The organism is Armatimonadota bacterium (genome assembly GCA_018268395.1).
In the GTDB taxonomy this organism is placed as follows: Bacteria; Armatimonadota; Fimbriimonadia; order Fimbriimonadales; family Fimbriimonadaceae; genus JAEURO01.
Genome location: JAFDWQ010000003.1, coordinates 224,664 through 248,205, shown reverse-complemented (window position 1 = coordinate 248,205; position 23,542 = coordinate 224,664). Strand labels below are relative to the sequence as shown.

The following is a 23,542-nucleotide window of genomic DNA, read 5'->3' as shown; positions in this document are numbered from 1 at the left end:
ACCGAAAATTCAAGTCAGGTGGGTCTGGTTCCTAGGAACGGGCAGAGGGAGGGGACCGCGGCCCCGTGGGCCGTCGTCGTGTGGGCGGTCGTGGCCGGTGTCGGCCTCGTCTGGATCCCGCTCGCCTTTGCCGACTCGTCTCAGAGGCCGTCGGACGCGCTGAAGGTTTTGGTCGGCGTCGAGCGACACCACGACCTCCTGCGCTCCTTGGCTCTGGGCCGGCCGGGACAGGCCGACCTTTACCGGGAACAGCTCGAAGACCTGGCTGCCGTCCAAGGGGCGTCCGGTGGTGACGTCAAAAGCCCGGAGACGGCCCGGCTTTGGACGTTTCTCAAGGCGAAGACGGCCGACGTTCGGCTCGGCGTCCCCGAAACGGTCGTCAGGGAGCGGGCGGCCGAAGCGTTCTCCTTGTCTTCGCAACTTGTGTCCGAGGCGACGCACGACGTGTCGGAAGCACAGACCCAAGCCCTGCAGACGCAAGGGCTCCTGTGCGCGGCCGTCGTGGCTTTCGTCTGCTTCATCGGTTTCGAAGCCGGGAGGCGGGCTGTCCGGTCGTTGCAGGGGTCGTTGACAGAGGCGGAAGACGCGAAGCGAAGGCTTCTGGACCGCGTCGAGTCGCTCCGCCACGTACGGGACGAACTGCAAGAGCTGGCCCGCCAGAACGCGGAGTACGAAGACCAACTGTCCCGGGCCATCTCGGAAGCCGAAGGCGCCAACGACCTTCTCCGCCATGCCTCGTTCCGATTCGAGGAACTCTTCCAGGGCCTGCCGGTCGCATGTGTCTCCGTCGGTGCGGACGGCACGATCTTCGACTGGAACCGAGCCGCGACGACCCTCTTCGGACACCCGTCGTCCAGCGTCTACCTTCAGAACGTTCTGACCGTCCTCCCGGTCAGCGAGGACGCTTCCCTCATGTTGCAGGGGATCGAGGCTGCGCTTCAGGACGATTCTCAGAACGAGATCGAATGGACGGCCAAGACGCTCCACGGAAAGACCATCGACGTGTTGACCCGTGCCTTTCCGATCAAAGCCTTGAACGGATCGATCACCGGCGTCCTGATCTCTTGCGTGGACCAGACCGAACGGAAGCAGGCGACACGGATCCTCGAAGAGCAGCTCCGAATCATCCAGGACATGAACGTCCGCCTCGAAGAGCAACGGTTCGAACTGGAGATCGCGAACGAGAGGTTAGAAGCCCTGGCTACGACCGACGGCTTGACCGGTCTCCGGAACCATCGGACGTTCCAAAGTTTCCTTAACGACCATTTCGACCGGTCTCAGCGCCGTTTCCAGCCGCTTTCCATCCTCCTGATCGACGTCGACCGCTTCAAAATGTTCAACGACGACTTTGGGCACCAGGCCGGCGACGAGATTCTGACCAGGGTCGCCAAAGTCCTCGAATCGAATTCGCGCCCAGGGGACGTCGTCGCGCGGTATGGCGGCGAAGAGTTCGTCGTCATTCTTCCGGAAACGACCGAAGCCGAGGCATTGGTCGCCGCTGAACGGCTGCGCTCGGCCTTGGAGCGACACGAATGGCCGTACCGTCCCGTCACCGCAAGCTTCGGTGTCAGCGAGCTGCTCCGAACGACGGCCAGCCCGGCCGAACTCGTGTCCGAAGCGGACCGGGCCCTTTACAGGAGCAAGGAGAAGGGCCGGAACCGTGTGACGGCGCATTCGGAGCTCGAGCCTCGTGCGGCGTGACGCCCTTCAGCGCAGGACCCTCTTCTTCGCCTGGGCCAGGGTGGGACACTTCATCGCTTGCCGCATGCGGTCGTTGATCCCGTCCGTGTCCACCCGCTGGAGGCCCTCCATGTCGTACTGGGTGGCGAACCGTTGGCGGTGACCGCCGTACCGGAGCATACGGTCGTAGCTGGCGGCGGCCAACCACCGCGCCGACTTCGTATCCCCCCTGAGGACCGACGAAACCGCCAGTTCATGGGCCATGACGATGTCCAGGACCGTGGATCCGTGCTGCATCGTCAGGGCCGCGTTGAAGAAGTCGTTCGCGGTCTGGAGGGTCGGCCCGGTGACGATCTCCTTGATCCGTGCGAGCCGTTTGCGGTCGCCCTCCACCATCTCCTCGATCTGCTTGACCGTCATCTTCGTGAAGTCGCCTTGGCGGGCGGCCTGATCGGCGTCGACGATGGCTTGGACTTCCTTGTCGTCGGCCGTAGACGTCGAAGGTACGCCTCGATAGGCCGCCTCGACCCCTTTCGGTACGGGATCGAAGGGCTGGCGCGGCAAGTCAGGGGCTTCGAGTACGGTCCCGAACCGTTGGGGACGACCCTGTGCCGCCATCAGTGAGTCCCAGTTCGGTCGGATCAAGTCCCGCGCCGGGCGATCGTCCAACGCGACGGCGACCAAGACCAGTTCATACCGGATCCGGGCGTCTTCGAACTCGTTATCCAAGGCGGGCCAGACCTTGGCCGCACGGCGGAAGTCCTCCCCAGACTTCAGCTTGTCCTGTGAGACCAGCTTACGGACGCCTTCGCCGATCTCCCGACGGATCGCGTACGTCTTCTCCCTGCCGGCGCTCTTGAGGCCGTCAGCTTTGGCCTCTAGCGCTGAAAGGGGGTCCGAAGCGAGGGTCAGGGCCAAGACGATCGGCACGGCCAACATCGCTCCACGATACTTGAACGTGGCCGATGATCGGCGTTTGGGAGCCCGCCTTTAAGCCTTGAGCGCTTCCGCGCCACCGACGATCTCGAGGATTTCTTTCGTGATGCCGGCTTGGCGGGACCGGTTGGCGGCTAGAGTCAGACCTGCGATCATCTTGCCCGCGTTGTCGGTCGCCGACGTCATCGCCGTCATGCGAGCACCGTGTTCGGACGCGGACGATTCCAGCATCGCTTGGTAAATGACCGTCAGCAGGTACTTGGGCAAAAGGTATCCGAGCAGTTCGTCCGCTGCAGGCTCGAACTTGAATTCGCCCGTTCCGTGGGAGGTTTCGGCGTCCGCGTCGTCGCTCTGGGGCGGCTCGATCGGAAGCAACTGGACGACCTGCGGCACTTGCCGGATCGGCGAGTAGAACTTGGAGTAACAGACGAACACGGCGTCGTACTCGCCGGACTCGTAGAGGGCCCGGATCCGTTCAGTGACGGCCTGGGCGTCGTTCAGTCCGGCGCCGGCGGTCGGAACGGTGATCGTGTCGACGACATCGTAGCCCCTCTTTCCGAAGAAGGTCGTGCCCTTCTTGCCCACGCCAAGAATGCTGACGTCTCCTTCGACGCCTCTGAGGAAGTCGCCCGCCCGACGGATCAAGAGCGTGTTATAGGATCCTGCCAAGCCTCTTTCCGCCGTGATCAAGAGCAGTAAGGTCCGCTTGACCGGGCGCTTCTCGAGCAGGGGGTGGTTGGGCAGTTCGCCGGCCCCTCCGACCGACTGCATGAACTCGCGCATCTTCTCGCTGTACGGCCTCGCTTCCTCGACGCGCATCTTCGCGCGGTTCAACCGCGCGGCGGCGACCAGCTTCATCGCACGCGTGATCTGCTGGATGTTCTTGCTGGTCCGGATGCGTTGACGGATCTGCTTGAGGGTGGCCATGAGCGGTGGTGTGTCCTAGGGGTTCGCCAAATGCGGCCCTCGGTCTAGGCCTTCTGGAACGAGGCCAGCGCCTCCTTGAACGCGCTGTCGAGCTTGGCCATCGCTCCTTCCGAGATCGCCTTTGTCGCGGAAATCTCCTCGACCACGTCCGGATACTTCTCCTTGACGTAGGCCAAGATCACCTTTTCAAAGGCACCGACCTGATCGTTCGGGACCTCGTCCATGATGCCGGACGTACCGGAATAGACGGCGATGATCTGGTCGGTGACGCTGTACGGCGAAGCCAGGCCCTGTTTGAGCAGTTCGGTCAAGCGCTGGCCGCGCATCAACTGGAGCTGTGTCGCACGGTCCAGGTCGCTTGCGAACTGGGCGAACGCCTGCACTTCGCGGAACTGCGCCATTTCGAGCTTCAACTTGCCCGCGACCTGCTTCATCGCCTTGATCTGGGCGTTGCCCCCGACGCGGCTGACCGAGATACCGACGTTGATCGCCGGTCGGACGCCCGCAAAGAAGAGGTCGGGTTCCAGATAGATCTGACCGTCCGTGATCGAGATGACGTTGGTCGGGATGTACGCCGAAACGTCGCCCGACTGCGTTTCGATGACGGGGAGCGCGGTCAACGATCCGGCACCGTTCTCGTCGCTCAGCTTGGCCGCGCGCTCGAGGAGGCGCGAGTGAAGGTAGAAGACGTCGCCGGGATAAGCTTCGCGTCCCGGGGGCCGCCGAAGGAGCAGCGACATCGCACGGTAGGCGACGGCGTGCTTGGACAGGTCGTCGTAGACCACCAAAGCGTGCATCCCGTTGTCGCGGAACCACTCGCCGATCGAGGCGCCCGCGAACGGGGCCAGGTACTGCATCGCGTTCGAGTCGGCGGCCGACGCGACGACCACGCAGGTGTACTCGAGGGCGCCGTTCTCTCGGAGCGTCTCGACGACGCGGGCGACGTTCGCCATCTTTTGGCCGATCGCGACGTAGATGCAGTAGACCGGGGACTCGCCCGGCTCGTGGGTGTACTTCTGGTTCAGGATCGCGTCGACGGCGATGGCGGTCTTGCCCGTTTGGCGGTCACCGATAATGAGCTCGCGCTGTCCTCGGCCGATCGGGATCATGGCGTCGATGGCCTTGATGCCGGTTTGAAGCGGCTCGCTGACCGGTTGGCGGTCGACGACGCCCGGAGCGTTCGTTTCGATCAGCTTCTTCTCGGTCGCAGCGATCACGCCTTGCTCGTCGACGGGTTGGCCGAGAGCGTTGACGACCCGGCCCAACAGGGCCTTGCCGACCGGGATCTCGATGATGCGGCCCGTTTCTTTGACCGGGTCGCCTTCCTTGATCTCCGTGTCATCGCCGATCAAGACCGCGCCGATCGAATCCTCTTCGAGGTTCAAGGCAAGGCCGATGACGCCGCCCGGGAACTCGAGCATTTCGCCGACCTTGCAGTCGGGCAGCCCGTAGACGCGCGCGACGCCGTCTGCGACTTGCAGGACGGTGCCGACGTGCTCGACGTCGACCTTCTTCTCGAAGGCCTTCAGTTCCTGCTCGAGGATCGACGTGATTTCTTCTGGTTTGATCGCCATGGTCGTGTCGTAAAGGTCAGTTTTGTTTGAGGACGTCGTAGATCAGCCGGTCCTTCAGTCGGTCGATCGCGCCCCGGACGCTTCCGTCCAAGACATAGTTGTTGTAAGCCACCCGGATGCCTCCCACGAGGGTCGGATCGATCTCGAATTTCGCCTCGATCGTCTTTCCGCTTGCTCGGGTGAGCTTATCGACGAGCTTCCGCCTTTCCGCTTCGGAGAGCTCGATCGTCGTCGAGAATACGGCCTGGAGCACGCCCTCGTCGTCCCGCCTCAGGTCGGCGTAGGCGAAGCGGACGAATTCAAGGCAGTCCTCGCGCCCCTTTTCGAGCAGGAGGCGCAGGAACGACATCGTCGTCGCCGTCACTCGGTCGGCGAATGCTTTGGTGAACACCTCGCCCTTCGTGTCCTTGCTCGCGGACGGGTTGTTCAGGAACGCACGGAACGCCGGACTCGTCGCACTGACGTGCCCGATCAGGTTCAGGTCGTCCTCGATGCTCTGGACGATCCCCAACTTCTTCGCCGCGGAGAACAAGGCCCGGGCGTACCGCTTGGCGACGCGTGCGTCCGTCATGGTTTAGCCTGCCGGCACCTCGGCCTTGTCCAAGAACTCGTCGATGAGCTTTCGGTTACGGTCGTTGTCCATGTTCTCGCCGAGGACCTTTTCGGTCGCCTGGATCGTCAGGTTGGCGACGTGCAACCGGATACCTGTGAGCGCGCGCTCGCGTTCCTGGGCGATCTCTTCCTGAGCCCGTTTGACCATTTCGTCGGCCTTCGCGCTGGACTCGGCCATGAGGGTCTTACGGAGCTCCTGGGCTTCCCGGATCTGGGCCTGGATCTTCTCACGGGCGTCGGCTTCCGTTTGAGCCAGCCTCCGCTCGTAGTCGGCCTTGAGTTGCGTCATCTCGTTCCGAAGGTTCTCGGCTTCGCTGAACGTGTTCTCTAGGTTGCTGTTCCGCGAATCGATGGCGTCGCGCAACGGCGTGAGATAGAAAATGTCGATGACCTTGAAGAGGATGAGGAAGACACCGATTGCGGCCAAGGTCTTGCCCGGATCGAACGGGATACCCATCTCCTCCAAGGCCTTGATGTTGCCGTGGGTGACGTTCACGGAGACGTAATAGCCCCCGAACATGAACACGGCCCCGATCACGGCCATCGCGACCAGCGCGGCGCCGGACGTCTTCTTCGTTTCGCTCATCAGTTCAAATCGTGCGGGATAAGGTCGTGGCCCCGGCCGTGCGACGCCCGGCCGGGGCAATCCGTACGCGGACTCCGCTTACTTGAACGTGCCCATCGAACCGGGCACGATGAAGACCGTAAGCAGGAAGACGAGCTCGACGAACGCGAGGGCGATGAGCATCGCCGTCTGCAGTTTGCCGATGGCTTCGGGCTGGCGGGCCATGCCCTGAAGCGCCGAGTAGCCGATGAGCCCGAGGCCCAGGCCGACGCCAAGCGCCGCGAGGCCGATTCCGATTCCAAGTCCTTGACCAGTCATTGTCCTAGTGTTTCCTCCAGTGATTGTCCTTGCGAAAGTGTCCTATGCGGTGACGGGCCCGTGGCCGTGGTCACCGTGTCCCCCATGGTCGTCCTCGTGGTGCGTCACCAACGAGATGTACACGCACGTCAGCAGCGTGAAGATCAGCGCCTGAACGACCACGGTCAGCACCTTAATCGGCATCAAGAAGAAGCCGACCGGAAGGTAGATGCCTTGACCGAGAAGGTTCATCGCCTCGACGGCGCGGTGCCCGCCTTCGATGTTGCCGAACAGCCGAAGGCTGAGCGACATGTTCTTGATCGCCTCAGAGATGATCTCGATCACGAAGATCATCAGCGTGATCGGGATCATGGCGATGCCGAGCTTCGGGCCGGCGAAGTGCCGAAAGTGCCCGACGACACCGTTGGCCTTCATCCCTTCCCACTGCACGTAACCGATGCTGATCAGCGCCATCCCAAGGTTGAACCCGAGGTCCGCCGTCGGCGTGCTCGCGAAGAACAGGCCGATGGCGTTGGCGACGAAGATCACCAGCCAGAACGTGATGATGAAGGGCGTGTACTTACGACCGTGCGGGCCGATGATGTTCACGCACATGCCCTCGACGAACAAGTACACCTGCTCGAACCACGAGGTCGGCTTCTTTCGGAATACCTTATCCTTGAAACCACTCTTGGCGATCTGGAGTATTGCTAGGAGGACGATGACCGTGAACGCGAGATAGACCATCAAGCCGACGAAGCTGGCACCGTGGTGCGCGGCGTGCTCGCCCCCCTCTTCGGCAGAGGCGAACATCGTCAGACCTGTATTGATCAGCCCACTCATGGAATTCCGCGACGTGGGCTAGTGCCGTGACACGGCCCACCAGACGAGAGCGGAGTATACCAACGCGAGTCCGGCCAAGAACCAAGCGGGGGCAGGCGGACCTATCCGGTTCGCCGTCCACATCGCCGCGAGGATCACAGGCAGCTTGATCACGAGCGCAGCGACCGGTGCGGCCGCCCCGTGCCAACCGGGCGAGCCGTCCGCCATGATGCGGCCGACCCACCGGATCCCCGTCCACGTCCCCCATACGCTGACCGCCGTCCCCGCTACGCCTAGGAGCGCGCCGGTGCCTCCTTTCGGCCCTCCGATCGCGAACGCTCCCACGATCAGGGCTGTGCAGAGGGCCGTCGCGACGGGGACTACCCGACCAGAGGGCTCTTTCACGACGGGCCCGAGGACGTTTTGATCACGTACAGCACGGCCAAGGCCGCGCCGCACATCGTCAGGACGCCCTGCCACGTGACGCCCGTCCCCGCCGCGCGGTCGATCAGCCAACCGACGACCCAACCCGCGATCGGGACGCCGATGATCGCGTACGCTGCCTGGAGGCCCCGCGCCAAGCCCCGTCCCGACTCGGGCGTGAACATCCCCTGGGTCGACCCCTCGGGGGTCCCTTTATGGTGCTGGGTCTTCGCCGAACGCGCTTGGCTTTCGATCTGCTTCAGCCGCTCGCCGAAGGCGTCGTGGTCGGGTTCCGCCAAGCGCGTCTCTGCGGCGACCTTGGCGAGCTCGTCTTCGATCCGGCGCAGTTTCGCTTCCTCGTCGGAAGGAGTGGGCCCGGGAGCGTCATGACCCTCCATGATCGTCCATTATGAGAGGTCGGGCCGACGACACGGTCTTGACCGTCTTGAGAGAGAGACGACGCGCCCCATGCCCGGCCTCGATACCGAAGTCCAATATCTGAAAGGAGTCGGCCCTAAGAACGCCATGCTCCTGCAAAAGTTGGGGCTCCTCACCGTGCGCGACGTGCTTTGGCACTTGCCCCGTCGCTACGAAGACCGCAGGGAGATTCCGCCGATCATGTACCTCAAGCCGGGGAAGCACTGTACGGCCCGCGGCAAGCTCATCGACGTCCGTACGCGCTCCATCGGTCGCGGCCGCGTGATGATCCAAGGCATCGTCGCCGACAAAACGGGCGAGGTCGCGCTCACGTTCTTCAACCAGCCTTGGGTCAGTAAGAACCTTCAATCTTCGGTCGGACGACAGGTCGTCGCCTACGGCATGGTCCGCGAGGGTTACCGGAACGCCCTCGAAATGCACAACGGAGAGTGGGAGGCGGTCGAAGACGAGGACATCGAGGACTTTGCCCGGATCGTGCCCGTGTACCCGTTGACCGAAGGCGTGCCCCAGCGGGCCGTCCGCCGTGCGGCGAAGTCGGCCGCCGAGTTTTTCGCCGACCAGGTCGAAGACCCCCTTCCCGCCTCCGTCCGCAAAGCCGAAGGCTGGAAGCCGCTCCCTTGGTGCCTGCGCCAGATGCACCTCCCGGAGTCCGAGGCCTCGCAGACGGCGGCACGGCAAAGGCTGGCCTTTGAAGAGTTCTACTACCTTCAGCTCGCCCTCCAGATGCGGCGCCTTGAAGTCCAGCAAGAGCTCGGGATCAGTTTTCCTGTCTCCGAGATCGGTCGGCGCCACGTCGAAGCCCACGGGACCACGCTGTTCGCGGAGTCGGGCCGACCGGGGGAGACCCTGGCCGACGAAGTGTCCCGGATGCTGCCGTTCGAACTCACCGGCGCCCAAAAACGCGTCGTCCAGGAAGTCTGGGACGACATGGAGCGGCCCGTTCCGATGAACAGGCTCGTTCAAGGCGACGTCGGGAGCGGAAAGACCGCCGTCGCCGCCGCGGCGATGCTCGCGGCCGTCCGGTGCGGTTACCAGACCGCCCTCATGGCCCCGACCGAGATCCTGGCCGAGCAGCACTACATCAACCTCCACCGCCTCTTCGACGCCATCGGCGTCAAAACCGTGCTCCTTGCAGGCAAGTTGACCGCACCGCAGAAGCGCAAAGCCTTGCAACAGGCCGAGAACGGAGAAGCCCAAGTGTGCGTCGGCACACACGCCCTCATCCAAGAAGGCGTCAAGTTCGCAAAGCTCGGACTCGCCGTCATCGATGAACAGCACCGTTTCGGGGTCCTCCAGAGGCTGGCCCTGAGGACGAAAGGCTACGGCACGCCCGACGTCCTCGTCATGACCGCGACGCCGATCCCAAGGACCATGACGATGACCGTCTACGGTGACCTTGACCTGAGCGTCATCGATGAACTACCTCCAGGCAGAAAGCCGGTGAAGACCCACTGGAAGAAGACCTCGGAACGGCCCCAGGTTTACCAAGCGGTGCGCAAACTGCTCGAAGAGGGCCGCCAGGCCTATTTCGTCTGTCCCGTCATCTTCGACAACGAGAAGATGGAGGCACAAGCCGCCGAGGACCTGTACTACAGGCTTTCACAGACCGAGTTCCCGGACAAGAAGGTCGGCCTGCTCCATGGCCAGATGAGGGCGGCCGAAAAGGAGCAGACGATGGACGCCTTTCGCAAAAGGGAACTCGACATTCTCGTGGCCACGGTCGTGATCGAGGTCGGGGTCGATGTCCCCAACGCTTCGGTCATGGTCATCGAGGACGCCAACCGCTTCGGCCTTGCCCAACTCCATCAGTTGCGGGGGCGGGTGGGCCGAGGTTCGGAGCAAGCCTTCTGCGTCCTGATCGCCGACGGTAAGAACGAGGAAGCCGTCCAACGCCTCGAAGTCTTGCGCGAGACGACCGACGGCTTTCGGATCGCAGAGGAAGATCTCCGGATCCGGGGCCCGGGAGACCTGATGGGCACCCGTCAGCACGGCGACCTCGACCTCCACATCGCAGACCTCGTTCAAGACGCCGCGCTTTTGGAGCGCGCCCGTCGCGCCGCCGTCAGGACTTTGGAGACCGACCCCCGGTTGGAGACGCCCGAGTTCCGCTCCGTCGTCGAAAGAGTCCGAGCCAGGAGACGGGACGAAGCTCTCGTCACCGTGTCGTAGTAACATGACCGGCATCGGCGAAGAACCCCAGAGCGAAGCCATCCCCCTTCGGAGCAGGGCCGACACCAGGAACATGGCCGTCCTCACGGCCGTGCTGACCCTCGTGGCGGTAGCGATCGGGGTCGCGACGTTGCCGTACGACCTCCGGCGACCGAGCCCCGTGCTCGAAAAGGCCGAGATCCGGGAGAGCATCCGATCGTTCCGGTCGGCCCACGGCACTTGGCCCAAGACACAACAGGACGCGGGCTTCGCTTTCGGCACGAGGGCCCTTGCCGATCCGGACTCGCCGACGTTCGAGTTGCAGCGCACGGCGATGGAGCGGCCGACCAAGAACGAGCCGCCGGTCGAGGCCGCGTATTACTCCCTCCGCGTCCGGGGAGACGGGCACATGCACCGCATCGGCCTCGAAAAGCCCAAGAAACGTCGTTAAGTCAGCGAGAACGCTTCCGGAAGGGCTTGCGCTTCGACGGCCCGGCCGCCGCTTTAGCCTTGAGCAGTTCCGCCGCTACTTCGGCCGTCACCGTTTTCGGGTCCATCCCCTTGGGTAACGTCGCATTGACCTTGCCGTCGGTGACGTACGGCCCGAACCTGCCGCTCAAGACCCTGACCGGGCCTGCCGCACCGTCGATCGGCCCGAACTCCTGAATGGCTTCGGCCGGAGCCCTTGCTGCGCCCCACTTCGGCTTGCCCTCGGCCAACTTTTGGACGGCCTCTTCCAGAGTCAGGTCGAGCGCCGGACGCCACTCGCCCACGTTCGCTTTCTTCTCTCCTGCGCTCAGATAAGCGCCATAGCGTCCCACCGCAAGGACGACGTCTTCGCCTTCTGAGTTTTGACCCAGGTTCTTCGGGAACTGCAAAAGCAATCCGACCAGTTCGTCGTCGAGCGCTGAAGCGTCGACGCCTGGTGGGACCGTGACACGCTTGGGGGCTGTATCGCCTTCTTTCGGCAAGACCTCGATGTAGGCCCCGAACCGGCCCTTTTTGAAAACGACTTCGCGACCCGTCGTCGGATCCGTTCCGATGACGTCGGGCTGACCGCTCTTGTTCTCAAAGAGGGCCTTCGCCGCTTCGAGCGTCAAATCGGCAGGGGGCATGTCTTCAGGCACCGAGACCGTGTTGCCAGGCCCGCCTCCGGCCCGTTGAAGGAACGGGCCGTTCCGTCCGATACGGACGACGATGTCCTCCCCGACCGGCATGGCCGGGAACGGGATGTCCGGGCCCTTCGTGCGCACTTCGGTCTCGAGTCCGGGACGGCCCTCGACCCCGTTGAAAAACTCGCGCAAGTGCCCGACCCAGTCGCGCGCCCCGTCGGCGATCTCGTCGAGTTCCGACTCCATTTCGGCCGTGAATCCGAGGTCGACGAGTTGGTCGAAATGGCCCTCGAGGATCTCGGTCACCGAGAACGCCGTCCACGTCGGGACCAGTTCGTTCTTGCGCTTGAAGACGTAACCCCGGTCTTGGACCGTGCCGATGATGGAGGCGTACGTGCTCGGCCGTCCGACGCCTTCGGATTCGAGCTTCTGGACGAGAGACGCTTCCGTGTAGCGGGCGGGAGGCTTCGTCGCGTGGGCCGTGGCTTTGACGCCGTTCAGGTCGAGCTTGTCACCGACCGACGTCTTCGGCAGCACGGTCTCCTTATCGCCCAGTTCGGCATCTGGGTCGTCCGCACCTTCCACATAGACCTTAAGGAACCCGGCGAAGGCGATCCTCTTTCCCGATGCCGCGAACACCAGGTCCGCACCTTCGTCTTTCACTGTGATTTCGACCCGGGTCCGTTCGACTTCCGCAGGCTTCATCTGGCACGCCAAGGTCCGCTTCCAGACGAGGTCGTAGAGCCTGGCTTGGTCGCGGTCGAGATACCGCTCCACGTCCTGCGGACGCCGGGAGAGGTCGGTCGGACGGATCGCTTCGTGCGCTTCCTGCGCGTTTTTCGCCTTGCTCTTATAGACCTTGGGCTTGGCCGGGAGGTATTCGGGCCCGTAGAGGTCGCGGATCACGTCGCGCGCCTGGCTCAAGGCCCGGTCGGCGAGCGTCAGACTGTCGGTCCTCATGTACGTGATCAGGCCGACGGGCTCACCGCCGATCTCGATGCCTTCGTACAACTGCTGGGCGACCTGCATGGTCTTCCTGGCCGTGAAACCCAGCTTCCGGTTCGCCTCTTGCTGAAGGGTCGACGTCATGAACGGGACGGGGGGAGATTCGGTGCCCGGCTTCGTGTCGACCGACGTCACCGTCCAGGGCTCGGCCGATTCGAGTCGCGCAGCCATGTCTTGGGCCCGGTCGGCCTTGAGCCACTCGACACCGGACGCCGTCAGCCGGCCCGATGCGTCGAACGCTTGACCGTCGGCGATCCGAGACGTCCCGATCCGGCCGAGCTTGGCGACGAACGATCCCTCTTTGGCCTTTAAGGTCGCCTCGATCCCGGAGTATTCCGCGACGACGAAGCCGCGCCGCTCCCGCTCCCTCATGACGATCAAGCGGACGGCGACGCTTTGAACGCGGCCTGCGCTCAGTCCTGGTGCGACCTTGCGCCACAGGAGTGGGGACAGGGTGTATCCGTAGAGCCGGTCCAGGATCCGCCGCGTTTCTTGGGCCCGGACGAGCCCTTCGTCGATCGAGCGGGGATGGGCGAGCGCCTGCTCGATGGCTTCCGGAGTGATCTCATGGAACACGATCCTCTGGACTTCGACGCTCTTCTTCGGCTTGAGCAGTTGCAGGACGTGCCAACTGATGCTTTCGCCCTCTCGGTCTTCGTCCGTCGCGAGCAAGAGACGTCCGGCGTCCTTGGCCGCGCGCTTGAGGTCTTCGACCCGACGCTTCTTCTCGGCCGGGACGACATAGAAGGGCTCGAAGTCTTGCTCGACGTTCACCCCGAAATCGGCCCACTTCTTCTTCCGGTGCTCCTCCGGCATCTCCTTCCTGTTTTCAGGGAGGTCGCGGACGTGACCGTAGCTGGCGAGGACCTCGTATCCCTTGCCCAAGAAGCTCGAGATGGTCTTGGCTTTAGCGGGCGATTCGACGATGACAAGTGCCTTGGACATGGAAAGCTCAGGAAGCGGCCCGTTTTACCGATGACCGTCCCGATGAGTCAACCGGCCCGAACGGAATTAGGCCCGGCACCAATCGTTACATGGAAGGAGTTGTATCAAGCGAAGGCCGGGCCGACGCCTCCGCGAGCGTCGACCTGGTCCGACTACACTGGAACCTCATGAGAAGAGCCCTCTTCCTTTTCGCCGCCTGTCTGGCGGCGTGGGCCCGGGCGGACGAATCCTGGTATTCGGTCTTGCTCAAACAACAGCGGGCGGGATACGTCATGTACGCGTCCGCGCCCGAAGGCGAGGGGACCCTCTCGACGTCGCTCTCCGTGATCGGAGGGAAAATGCTCGGGTCAGGGATCGAGATCCGCGTCGCGACGAAGACGTGGTCCGACAAGGCCGGCCGGATCACACGGATGGAGTTCGACCTGTCCAGCGGCGGGAAGTCCCACGCCGTCACCGCTCAGGTCGAGGGCCAAACGATCAAGGCCAAGTCGACAATGGACGGCCGCTCGACGGAGCGGACGTTAGTCCTTCCGAAGGACGGCCGCCTCGCCGACGACACGTTGACGTCGTACCTGGACGGCGGCGCGCCTACGGTCGTCTACGTGTTCGACCCGAACTCCCTGGCGCTGGTCAAATGCGAGCCCAAAGTCAAGGGCAAAGAGAAGGTGGAGACGCCGCTCGGAACCGTCGAGGCGACCGTGATCGATGCCGGCGACCCGCGCGCGCCGACGCTGTTGTACTTGTCGTCTAAAGGCGACCTGATCAAGTCCGTCGGCCCGTTCGGGCTCGAGATCGTTCCCTCGACCAAGGAGGAGGCGCTATCCGAGCGAGGCACCGTCGACATCGCCGATGCCAGCTCGATCCGCCCCGACCGGGAGATCGAGGATTTCCTCAACGTCCACGAACTCGAGCTCGAAATCACGGGCACAGACCTGTCCCGGATCCCATCGGACGCGCACCAGACGGTCACGCGGAAGGGCGACGGCTGGTCGGTGATGGTCCATCCGGTCGAGGCCACAAGCGGCGGGACCGCCGCCGCTGACGCGGCTTGGCTCGCGCCCGACCTGAGAATCCCGAGCGACAAGGAAAAGTTCATACGTCTGGCCAAGGAGAAAGCGGCCGACGCGAAGGGAGCCGTCGCAAGGGCGGAGCGGATCCGACGGTTCGTCCAGGAGACGGTCAAAGCGAACCCCGGCATCGGTGTCTGGCGCGACGCCGACGACGTCCTCGCGTCCGGCGACGGGGTCTGTCGCGACCACGCGGTCTTGCTCGGGACGCTCCTTCGGGCCGACGGGATCCCGACGCGGTTCTGCGGGGGGCTTGTCTACGCGATGGGCGCCTTCTACTATCACGCTTGGGTGGAGTTCTGGGACGGAACCGGTTGGGTCGGAGCCGACTCGACGCGACCGACCCAGACCATCGACGCGACCCATATCAAGCTCTCGTGCGGCAACGTCAGCGACGCATTCACGTCCTTTCTCATTGACGGGGCCAAGATCACCGTCAAGAAGGGCTGAAGGATGGGCAAGTGTTGAGTCTAAGGACGATGATCATCGGAGCGTTCGCCCTTGCCGGGGCGACCGTGTCCGTCACGGCCCTGCCGAACCTGCTCGACTTCATCTTCGATTCGGTCACGGCCGTCAACTACCCGAGCAAGCCACCGGACGCATCGACCCCGACTTCGACTCAGATCTTCACCTACCAGAAGATCACGTTCACGGACGAATCCAGGGAGACGTCTGAAAAGCGGGCCCAGAGAGCGGTCAAAGACGCGGAGACCGGCAAGAAGTCTTTCGACCAGCTCTGTTCGTCGGACGCGCCGGGCGTCCACTGCGAAGACGTCCAGATCAGTTCGGTCCAAGTCCGAAGGGTCAGTGAAGACCTCGTCAAGCTGACGAAGCCGGGCGAAGCCCAGATCGTCCCCGATCCGGGCGATCCGGACAAGTCGCAGCTCTACGTCCTCAAAAACATCGGGAGCAAGCCGGACCCGGTCACGACCGTCGAGACCCCCCGCGGATATCCGGGTTCGAAACAGCCGCTCGTCCTCTTGGCCTTGGCGATCCTCGGAGCGATGCTCGGGGGCGGCGCAGGAAACCTCGCGGTGAACACCGCCGAGGGTCTGGGCGTGCGTTGGCGGAAGATGGAGACCGGCGACAGGGTCAACCTCTTTCTCGGCATCGTCGTCGGCATCATCGGATCGCTGCCGTTCCTGATCGCGCTCGTCAACCTCGGCCCTCTGGTGGCGTCGCTCCTGACCCTGGCCCTCACCATCGGCTTCAGCCTTCTCTCGATCTTCGCCCTCAATTCGATGGAGGAAGTGCTCCCCTGGAAGCGCGGCGAAATCCGGGGCAAGAGATCCGGCATCAAGGTCTTGGACACCAACGTCCTCATCGACGGTCGAATCTACGACCTCGTACGGACCGGCTTTCTTGAGGGCGAGATCCACGTTCCGAAGTTCGTCCTCAAGGAGCTTCAACACATTGCCGACTCCGCCGATCCGCTCCGGCGTCAACGGGGCCGTCGGGGCCTCGACGTCTTACGACACCTTCAGACCGACCACACGCTTCTGATCGGTGAACACGACCGGCTCGCGCCCGACGACGGCGAAGACGTCGATAGCCGGTTGGTCCGGTTGGCGAAGGCCCTTGGGGCGGACCTGGTCAGCAACGATTACAACCTCAACCGTGTCGCCAGCATCCAAGACGTGCGCGTCTTGAACATCAACGACCTGGCCCTTTCCCTGAGGCCCCACGTCCTGCCAGGGGAAGACCTGGAACTGACGATCGTGCGCGAAGGCAGCCAGCCCGGACAAGGTGTGGGCTACTTGGACGACGGGACGATGGTCGTCGTCGAGAACGCCCGCCAGATGATCGGCGAACACGTCGAAGTGGCCGTCACGCAAGTCATCCAAACCGAACGGGGCAAGATGATCTTCGGCACCGTCGTCGAGGACGTCGACGTCCGCCCAAGCACCGGTCCACGTCCGACGAAATGAAGACGTTCGCCGTTCTATTGGCCGCCGGCTCCTCGACGAGGTTCGGTCAGGACAAGCTGTGGATGCCGTTCCGGGGCCGCCCGTTGTGGACGCGGTCGTACGACGTCTTGGCCGCCTGTCCCGTCGTCGACGCCGTCGGGATCGTCTGCCCTGTCGGACGTGAAAGAGATTTTAGAGCCTACGCTCCTGACGCGGCGTTCGTCTTGGCGGGGGGCAGTTCGAGGCAGGACAGTTCGCGGATAGGCACAGAGGCCGTCCCGATCGAAGTCCAGAACGTCCTCGTCCACGATGCCGCTCGCCCGCTTGTCACGGACGCATTGATCCGTCGGATCGTGGACGCGGTCGAAAGGACCGGAGCGGCGTTTCCGGCCGTCCCCGTCGTCGACACGGTCAAGCAACGGTCTGGCGGTGGCTGGACGACGCCGGACCGGTCGACGCTCGTCGCCGTCCAGACCCCACAAGGAGCCCGCAGGGACCTCCTCGTTCGCGCCCACCAAGAGGCGTCCGGCGAGACGACCGACGAAGCCTCGCTGCTCGAATCGATCGGCGTCACCGTCGAATCGGTCGAAGGCGAAGTCCGAAACATCAAGGTCACGAACCCGGAAGACGCCTCGCGTATGATGTCTGCGATGGAGACAAGGACGGGGCTCGGATACGACGTCCACGCCTTTTCGACCGACCCTGAACGTCCGATGTGGCTCGGTGGCGTCGAATTCGACTCCAAGCCTGGATTGGACGGGCATTCCGACGCCGACGCGCTCCTTCATGCCGTGACCGACGCCCTTCTCGGCGCCGTCGGGCTCGGCGACATCGGACACCTGTTCCCGAACACGGACCCTCGTTGGAAAGACGTCCGCTCGTCGCATTTCCTGGCGGAGGCGGCCGCCGCCGTACGGGCTCAGGGCTGGGACATCGTCCACGTCGATGCGACGGTGTTGGCCGAACGGCCGAAGGTCGCGCCGAGGCATGCCGAGGTCGTCGCAGCGATCGCCGAGGCGGCCGGTGTCCCCATCGGACGTGTCAGCGTGAAAGCCACGACGAACGAAGGCCTTGGGGCGATCGGACGGGGGGAGGGCGTCGCAGCCTTCGCTGTCGCAACTGTCCGAAAGTTTGACGTATATTAGAACTGACAATGGACGTGCTCGTACGAAACGCTGAGGGCAACCTGTCGCAGAAAGACCGCGAATACGCGGCGAAGAAACTAGGGAAACTCGACCGATACTTCCACAACGCGCAGAAGGTCGAGATCGTCCACCGGGAGGAGAGGCAGTCTCACCGTCCCGCACACCGGATCGAAGTCACCGTGTACGCCGACGGGCTCTTCCTGCGCGGCGAAGAGCACGATGAAAGCTTGAACGCCGCGATCGACAAAGTAGCCGACCGGTTGGAGAACCGGCTTCGCCGGCTGAAATCGAAGATCGTCCGTGCCCATCGCCATCGAGGGCGTCCCGTCCCGAACGGCTTCTCGGAGATCGAAGAACCAGAGGAAGAGACGGACGGGATCGTCGAGCGAAAGCGGTTCGTCATGAAACCGATGTCGGTCGACGAAGCCCTGCTTCAACTCGAACTGTCCGGCCACCCGTTCTTCCTCTTCCGGGACGAACGCGGCAAGACAGAACTGCTCTACAAACGGGACGGCGGCGGTTACGGACTTCTGAGCCCCGAGATGTGAGCGAGCGGAAGGGCACGGGCCAAGGAAAACGGATTCGGGCCCAATGACCGGGACTTGGCGACGGCTTCGATCGACGACCTCCCGTCGATCGGGGGACTCGTGCGCAAGGCGGCCTCTGACGCCGAACGGAAGGCTTCGACCGCGCGAGGGCTTGGAGGAAACCATGCGTCTATGACGTCGCAAACGATGGCGTCCCCAGACCTCTCCCCTTGGCCCTCGCCCCATCCGTGTACGGCGAACGGTTTGGAATCTGACATGGCGTCCCGGCCTTGAACCGACCTTTCACTCCTCGGCGTCTTGGGACATGCTTCGCATGACCGTCGGCCCGTCGTCCGCAGGTCCCGACTGTTTCGAGGGACCGCAAAACGCCAGCAATCCGACCTCCGTGGCACCGGACGTCTTCAAGGCTTCGGCACACGCTACCCCCGTCCCGCCCGTTGTGACCACATCGTCCACCAACAACACTCTCATTCCCGCCACCTCGGGTGACGCCTTGAACGCCCCCCGCAGGTTCACCAGTCTCTCCTTGGCGTTCAACTCGACCTGCGGCCTCGTCCGACGCGAACGAAGGACGAGCGCCTTCGAGACGAAGCCAGGCGGCATCGCTTCGGTCAAAAGGTCGGACTGGTTGAAGCCCCTCGTCCACAGCCTCGTCCGGTGGATGGGGACGGGCACGACGACGTCCACGTCAGGAACGCGTTCGAGCGCGCCGGCAAGGAGCACGGACATCGGCCGGCCCAAAGAAGTGGAGCGGCCGTACTTGAGCTTCTTGACGGCTTGAGCCGCCCGCCCTTCGAACTCGTAGAGTGCGGCCACCCAGTCCAGCGCACCTCGGCCCGGACTCCAGACCCGGTCGGCAAGCGGCATCTCGGCCGCACAGTCGTCGCACAGCGCCGGACGCTCGATGAGGCCGCAGAGCGCACACTTCTTCGGGTACACCCAGTCGAGGATCCGGTCGCTTGCCGAACGAAACGTCATGCTCTGGCCTATCTTACCGAACGATGTTCAGGGCGGTACCATGGAGGGATGCACACGGGCGTCCTACTGGCACTCGCCGTCCGGATCTGGTCGTCCGCGACCCTGTTCACGACGATCTCCGACCGAGTCGTCGACGAAAGCTCCGGAGTCGGCGTGAGCACGCGGCACCAAGGCGTGTACTACACCCACAACGATAGCGGCGACACCGCCCGGTTCTTCCGGTTCAAGGAAGACGGTTCGTCTTCCGCGGTCGACGTGCTCGGGGCAGGTGCGACGGACTGGGAGGACATGGCTTGCCTGAAGGTAGGAGGCAAGAGCATGCTCTACTTCGGCGATATCGGCGACAACGCCGTTTCCCGGGCGAACGTCACCGTGTACCGGTTTCAGGAGCCGGACCTGGTCGCCACATCGGTGCTGAACTACGACAAGCTCACGATCAAGTATCCGGACGGGGCCCACAATTGCGAGGCCCTGTTCGTCGACCCTGGCACCGGCGACATCTACCTCGTGACGAAGGCGTCTTCGGAAGCCGTCGTCTATCGTCTCCCTGCGCCGCCCTCTACGGGGACCTATACGATGACGAAGCTCGGGACGGTCCACCCGGACACCGGTCTCGGAAGCGCGGGCCGGCTGGTCACGGCGGGGGACGCGTCGCCTGACGGCCGCTTCGTGATCCTCCGGACCTATACGGGAGCCTTGGAATACCCGGTCAAAGGAGCGTTCCAGGACTGGTGGAAGCAGTCGCCGGAAAACGTGAAAATGCCTCTACACGCCCAAGGCGAGAGCATCGCCTACGGCCAGAGCGGCCGCTTCCTCTTTACGACGAGCGAAGGGAGCCCCTGCCCGGTCCATAGGCAAAAACTCATCGAATCCGTACCATAAAAGGGTGGATCCACGGCCATTGAACCTGAAACCCAAGTTTGGGCCCGTATTTCTGCTGGCGATAACAGGTGGAAAAACGGGTCCTTGTCCCTGGGCCTTCACGCCTTTTTTGCGCCTTGTTGCAAAGGCGTTTCAGTAAGGCGCTCGGTATAACCCTGGTCGCGACGAGTGTCGCCACAGCCACGCAAGGGTCAACCTTATGCGAAAACTGTCGACGACGGTGACGTCCCTGTTCCTGATGCTCCTTGTCCAATCAGCGACGGCAGGACCTGTGACGAGCCTAGGCAATCTCCGCTTTTCGGAGCGGACCATAAAGAAAACGATTCCGAAAGACGTCAAGTACGTTTTCAACCGCAGCCTGGGAGCAGGCCGGATCAAGAAAACGGCTGAGGGCCAAGACGGGGAATCGCGGGAGACGGTGACGAGCGTCCTGTTCAAGGACAAGGTGTTGGCGACCAAGAAGTCGACGACCGTCGTCAAACCGGCACAACCCGCCGTGATCGAAATGGGGGCCTCCGGGTTCCAGACCAGCCGCGGTTCGTTCAACCGGGCGAAGGTCATGACGATGGAATCGACCGCTTATCTTCCGACGGACGGAAGTACGACGGGTACGACGGCGACCGGGCGCAAAGCCCAGTTCGGGGTCGTCGCCGTTGATCCGAGGGTCATTCCGCTCAACTCCTTGGTCTACGTCGAAGGCTATGGGTTCGCCATCGCCGCCGATACGGGAGGAGCGATCAAAGGCAACATAATCGACGTGTGCTTCACAGACGCGAGGACGGTGAGGGCATGGGGTCGCCGGAAAGTCGTCGTCCACGTGTTCAAGGAGAAAGTGCCTCGCAAGGGCCGCTGAAGCTCAAAGACCTTCTCGACAAACATGCTGCCCGGCCCAAAAAGGGGCTCGGGCAGCATTTTTTGGTCTCGTCCTCGGCGATACGGGACATCGTCGCCGCGGCGTCCGAAGCCGCCGCCGTGCTGGAGATCGGTCCAGGACCAGGGGTCTTGACCGCGCCCCTGACCGAGGGACGCCCCGTTTTGGCGCTGGAACTGGACACTGCGATCCTGTCCGTCCTCGCCGAAGTGGCCCCTAACGCCGAAGTCGTGGTCGGCGACGCCCTTGAAACGGATCTCGGTGCCCTGCTCGACCGCCTTCCGACGCCACGGGCCGTTGTCTCGAACATGCCGTACAACATCACGGGGCCGCTCCTGGCCAGGATAGCGGCCGTGAGGGACAAGTTCTCGATGGCCGTCCTCATGATGCAGCGAGAAGTCGCCGAGAAGATCCTCGCCAAGCCCGGCGATTCGGGACGCGGCGCGTTGTCCGTTGCGATACAAGCCCAGTTCGCCGTTCAAAAGGTCTGCCACGTGCCGCCTGGCGCGTTCCTTCCGCCGCCCAAGGTCGCCAGTACCGTCCTTAAGCTGGTGCCCAAGCCTTTTTCGCCCGACATCGGTCAGACCCTGTCCATCGTCTCTGCCGGGTTCCGACAACCTCGCAAAACACTGGTCAACAACCTGTCCGCCCTGTTCGGTCGCGAGGCCGCGCTCGCACGTCTCCAGGGTGCCGGCCTTCGGCCGGACGTCAGGCCGCACCAGCTCACGTGGGAGCAATGGACGAACGTATCGAGCTGACGTCCTTGGTCAAGCAAGCAGCAAGAGACCAGGGATTCGAACTGGTCGGAGTCTGCGACGCCGGCCCGCCTCGGTCGTTCGAGGTCTTCGAAGACTGGCTCGACTCCGGACACCAGGCCGAAATGGCGTACCTTCCAAAGTCCCGCGAGCTCCGGTCGGATCCGTCGACCCTCCTTCCAGGCGTCCGCTCGGTCTTAGCGGTCGGGCTGTTCTACGGACGCCCCGGACCTGTCGAGGACGAAAAGCCGCTCATCGCGGCCTACGCGAGGGGCCGTGACTACCACAAGGTCCTCCGTTCCAAACTTCGCAAGGTCGCAGAGTCCTTACAGTCGGCCGAACCCACCGCCGGAGTCCGGATCACCGTCGACTCGGCTCCCGTGCTCGAACGGGAGTACGCCAACCGGGCAGGTTTGGGTTGGTTCGGTAAGAACACGTGTCTCATCGACTCGACACGAGGAAGCCTTTTCGTCATCGGACTCCTCTTGACCACGGCCAAGCTAAAGCCCGACGCTCCGGCGCAAGGAGGGTGCGGAACGTGCCGCGCCTGCATCGACGCTTGCCCGACCGGGGCGATCGTGCCTCGGGGCGATGGGTGGCAGGTCGATGCCCGACGGTGCATCAGCTACTTGACGATCGAACACCGAGGACCGGTCAAGGAGCGTCTTCGGGCTCAGATCGGCGATTGGACGTTCGGCTGCGACGTCTGCCAGGCGGTCTGCCCGTTCAACATGCCGCGTCCGAGCCAGCCGATGCGCGCACCGGACACGGCCTGTCCAGACTTCACCCCTCGCCTTTGGCCCGATCTGGAGCGGCTGGCGGTCGTCTCAAAGGAGGAATGGGACGACCTGACGCGCGGCTCGCCTGTCCGGCGGGCCGGGTGGGAAGGACTACGGCGCAACGTCCGGACGAACTTGGACAACCGTGCCTCCCGTAACGGGGAACCACCGGCCGAGAGCTTGCCGGAAGGGCCCGATCAAGGCCTCGACGTTCTTCGGTAGCGACTGAAGGCCGAAGTACGATGCCGTCTTTAGCCAGGCTAAAGCGTTCTTCCCGGTTTCCACGGCGTTCCGCCACCATTCGGCCGAATTGGGCGAGACGGACTTCCGGACGACGCCTGCGCCTTCACGGAGCTTGATGACGTACTTCGTGACCAACTTGCGTTCGGACGTCTTCCCCGTTTTCAGATTCTTGGCCTGACCGATCGCCGTGTTCTTGATCTCGAACTGAGAGACGGCGCCCCGGACAGTGTCGAAATCGACCCATCCTTCGCCGTTCATCGTCGTCGTCACGTCCCATTCGGCGTCGGATTCCTCCTTTACCGTCTCTAAGGCCTTGCTTTCGAAATCCCGGTAGGACTGCTTGAGCTTCACCTTGACCCGTTGAAGGTCGCCGGTCTTTTCGCCGAGTTCGCATTCGTAGTCGATCGGGGCTGAACCGAACTCGCGTGCGAAGGTCCATTTGACGCCGGCTTCTGGGTGGGACGGCAGTTCGATCGGAACGTACGTGACGTCCGGGAAGTGCTTGACGTCCAAGCCCGGAAGTCGGACCGGGAGTTTCTTGTCGGGAGCGTCGGTCGTGGCGATCCGACCGGTCGGGGCGAGCGTGATCGTCGTCTTCGGGAACAGTTCGGTGACGTTACTGAGGTCGAGCGGGAGCTTGGCATCGTTGAACGAAACGTCGAACTCCTTGATCTCGCTCGTCGACTTGAGATATCCCTCGACGGGCTCGGCACCGGCGACGGCGACCGCCATCTTGACGTCGACCTTGCCCTCGTTCCCTCCCATCAACGGAAGGAACCCCTCGAACGTGACGTTGGCGTCGTACGTGAGCTTGGTCCCGGGCCCGAACCCGTAGGCCAACGCAAACAGAGGGATAGCGACGACGACTCCGAACATGGTGACG

Annotated in this window: 23 protein-coding genes; 11 read left to right on the top strand and 12 right to left on the bottom strand. The window is 63.5% G+C overall.

Annotation, left to right across the window (positions count from 1 at the left end; all coding sequences use genetic code 11):
- Window positions 1–18: 18 nt before the first annotated feature.
- Window positions 19–1,701, top strand: coding sequence for a diguanylate cyclase (locus tag JST30_06640; protein MBS1713998.1), 1,683 nt, complete (start codon window positions 19–21; stop codon window positions 1,699–1,701).
- Window positions 1,702–1,707: 6 nt separating this feature from the next.
- Here the strand turns inward: JST30_06640 and JST30_06635 are convergent, their stop codons facing one another.
- The 9 genes from JST30_06635 to JST30_06595 all read right to left on the bottom strand — a co-directional run bounded on the left by JST30_06635 (window position 1,708) and on the right by JST30_06595 (window position 8,234).
- Window positions 1,708–2,619 (bottom strand): hypothetical protein, encoded by a 912-nt coding sequence (locus tag JST30_06635; protein ID MBS1713997.1) that lies wholly within the window; start codon window positions 2,617–2,619, stop codon window positions 1,708–1,710.
- Window positions 2,620–2,670: 51 nt separating this feature from the next.
- Window positions 2,671–3,543 carry an ATP synthase F1 subunit gamma gene (atpG, locus tag JST30_06630; protein MBS1713996.1) on the bottom strand — a complete coding sequence of 291 codons (873 nt, stop codon included), beginning with the start codon at window positions 3,541–3,543 and terminating at the stop codon, window positions 2,671–2,673.
- A 44-nt stretch (window positions 3,544–3,587) separates the two neighbouring features.
- A complete protein-coding gene (locus JST30_06625) occupies window positions 3,588–5,117 on the bottom strand; it encodes a F0F1 ATP synthase subunit alpha (GenBank protein MBS1713995.1) in 1,530 nt (509 codons plus the stop codon).
- 16 nt (window positions 5,118–5,133) lie between these two features.
- Complete coding sequence (gene atpH, locus JST30_06620) at window positions 5,134–5,688, bottom strand: ATP synthase F1 subunit delta (protein ID MBS1713994.1); 555 nt, start codon at window positions 5,686–5,688, stop codon at window positions 5,134–5,136.
- A gap of 3 nt (window positions 5,689–5,691) precedes the next feature.
- Window positions 5,692–6,315 carry a F0F1 ATP synthase subunit B gene (atpF, locus tag JST30_06615; protein ID MBS1713993.1) on the bottom strand — a complete coding sequence of 208 codons (624 nt, stop codon included), beginning with the start codon at window positions 6,313–6,315 and terminating at the stop codon, window positions 5,692–5,694.
- A gap of 78 nt (window positions 6,316–6,393) precedes the next feature.
- Window positions 6,394–6,612 carry an ATP synthase F0 subunit C gene (atpE, locus tag JST30_06610; GenBank protein ID MBS1713992.1) on the bottom strand — a complete coding sequence of 73 codons (219 nt, stop codon included), beginning with the start codon at window positions 6,610–6,612 and terminating at the stop codon, window positions 6,394–6,396.
- A 42-nt stretch (window positions 6,613–6,654) separates the two neighbouring features.
- The gene (gene atpB / locus JST30_06605; protein ID MBS1713991.1) at window positions 6,655–7,434 is read right to left on the bottom strand and encodes a F0F1 ATP synthase subunit A; all 780 of its coding nucleotides are present in this window, start codon (window positions 7,432–7,434) and stop codon (window positions 6,655–6,657) included.
- Window positions 7,435–7,452: 18 nt separating this feature from the next.
- A complete protein-coding gene (locus JST30_06600; GenBank protein ID MBS1713990.1) occupies window positions 7,453–7,818 on the bottom strand; it encodes a hypothetical protein in 366 nt (121 codons plus the stop codon).
- Window positions 7,815–8,234, bottom strand: a complete 420-nt coding sequence (locus tag JST30_06595; GenBank protein ID MBS1713989.1) for an AtpZ/AtpI family protein — start codon at window positions 8,232–8,234, stop codon at window positions 7,815–7,817. Before JST30_06595 ends, JST30_06600 begins: the two co-directional genes overlap by 4 nt.
- Window positions 8,235–8,304: 70 nt before the next feature.
- Here JST30_06595 and recG point away from each other — a divergent pair, with 70 nt between their 5' ends.
- Together recG and JST30_06585 are read left to right on the top strand one after the other, a co-directional pair.
- Window positions 8,305–10,443, top strand: a complete 2,139-nt coding sequence (recG, locus tag JST30_06590; protein ID MBS1713988.1) for an ATP-dependent DNA helicase RecG — start codon at window positions 8,305–8,307, stop codon at window positions 10,441–10,443.
- 4 nt (window positions 10,444–10,447) lie between these two features.
- Window positions 10,448–10,873 carry a hypothetical protein gene (locus JST30_06585; protein MBS1713987.1) on the top strand — a complete coding sequence of 142 codons (426 nt, stop codon included), beginning with the start codon at window positions 10,448–10,450 and terminating at the stop codon, window positions 10,871–10,873.
- 1 nt (window position 10,874) lies between these two features.
- On the opposite strand, the gene topA is transcribed toward JST30_06585, so the two are convergent.
- Window positions 10,875–13,484 (bottom strand): type I DNA topoisomerase, encoded by a 2,610-nt coding sequence (topA, locus tag JST30_06580; protein MBS1713986.1) that lies wholly within the window; start codon window positions 13,482–13,484, stop codon window positions 10,875–10,877.
- Window positions 13,485–13,651: 167 nt separating this feature from the next.
- Between topA and JST30_06575 the strand changes: the two genes are divergently transcribed.
- From JST30_06575 to raiA, 4 genes are read left to right on the top strand one after another with little or no spacing between them, the layout of a single operon-like run.
- Entirely contained in the window at window positions 13,652–15,001 is a 1,350-nt protein-coding gene (locus JST30_06575) for a transglutaminase domain-containing protein (GenBank protein MBS1713985.1), read from the top strand.
- Window positions 15,002–15,030: 29 nt separating this feature from the next.
- Complete coding sequence (locus tag JST30_06570; protein MBS1713984.1) at window positions 15,031–16,479, top strand: TRAM domain-containing protein; 1,449 nt, start codon at window positions 15,031–15,033, stop codon at window positions 16,477–16,479.
- Window positions 16,476–17,603, top strand: coding sequence for a 2-C-methyl-D-erythritol 4-phosphate cytidylyltransferase (ispD, locus tag JST30_06565; GenBank protein ID MBS1713983.1), 1,128 nt, complete (start codon window positions 16,476–16,478; stop codon window positions 17,601–17,603). Before JST30_06570 ends, ispD begins: the two co-directional genes overlap by 4 nt.
- An 8-nt stretch (window positions 17,604–17,611) precedes the next feature.
- A complete protein-coding gene (raiA, locus tag JST30_06560) occupies window positions 17,612–18,151 on the top strand; it encodes a ribosome-associated translation inhibitor RaiA (protein ID MBS1713982.1) in 540 nt (179 codons plus the stop codon).
- Window positions 18,152–18,433: 282 nt separating this feature from the next.
- On the opposite strand, the gene JST30_06555 is transcribed toward raiA, so the two are convergent.
- Complete coding sequence (locus JST30_06555) at window positions 18,434–19,129, bottom strand: ComF family protein (protein ID MBS1713981.1); 696 nt, start codon at window positions 19,127–19,129, stop codon at window positions 18,434–18,436.
- A 48-nt stretch (window positions 19,130–19,177) separates the two neighbouring features.
- On the opposite strand from JST30_06555, the gene JST30_06550 reads away from it, so the two are divergent.
- From JST30_06550 to queG, 4 genes are all read left to right on the top strand, one after another.
- Window positions 19,178–20,011: a hypothetical protein gene (locus tag JST30_06550; protein MBS1713980.1), complete on the top strand. Its 834-nt coding sequence runs from the start codon at window positions 19,178–19,180 to the stop codon at window positions 20,009–20,011.
- A 199-nt stretch (window positions 20,012–20,210) separates the two neighbouring features.
- Window positions 20,211–20,864 carry a G5 domain-containing protein gene (locus JST30_06545; protein MBS1713979.1) on the top strand — a complete coding sequence of 218 codons (654 nt, stop codon included), beginning with the start codon at window positions 20,211–20,213 and terminating at the stop codon, window positions 20,862–20,864.
- Complete coding sequence (gene rsmA / locus JST30_06540; protein MBS1713978.1) at window positions 20,771–21,640, top strand: ribosomal RNA small subunit methyltransferase A; 870 nt, start codon at window positions 20,771–20,773, stop codon at window positions 21,638–21,640. Before JST30_06545 ends, rsmA begins: the two co-directional genes overlap by 94 nt.
- Window positions 21,619–22,638 carry a tRNA epoxyqueuosine(34) reductase QueG gene (gene queG / locus JST30_06535; GenBank protein MBS1713977.1) on the top strand — a complete coding sequence of 340 codons (1,020 nt, stop codon included), beginning with the start codon at window positions 21,619–21,621 and terminating at the stop codon, window positions 22,636–22,638. The genes rsmA and queG overlap by 22 nt, the downstream gene beginning before the upstream one ends.
- Here the strand turns inward: queG and JST30_06530 are convergent.
- Window positions 22,528–23,535, bottom strand: coding sequence for a hypothetical protein (locus JST30_06530; GenBank protein ID MBS1713976.1), 1,008 nt, complete (start codon window positions 23,533–23,535; stop codon window positions 22,528–22,530). The two genes, queG and JST30_06530, sit on opposite strands and share 111 nt — an antisense overlap.
- Window positions 23,536–23,542: the final 7 nt, after the last annotated feature.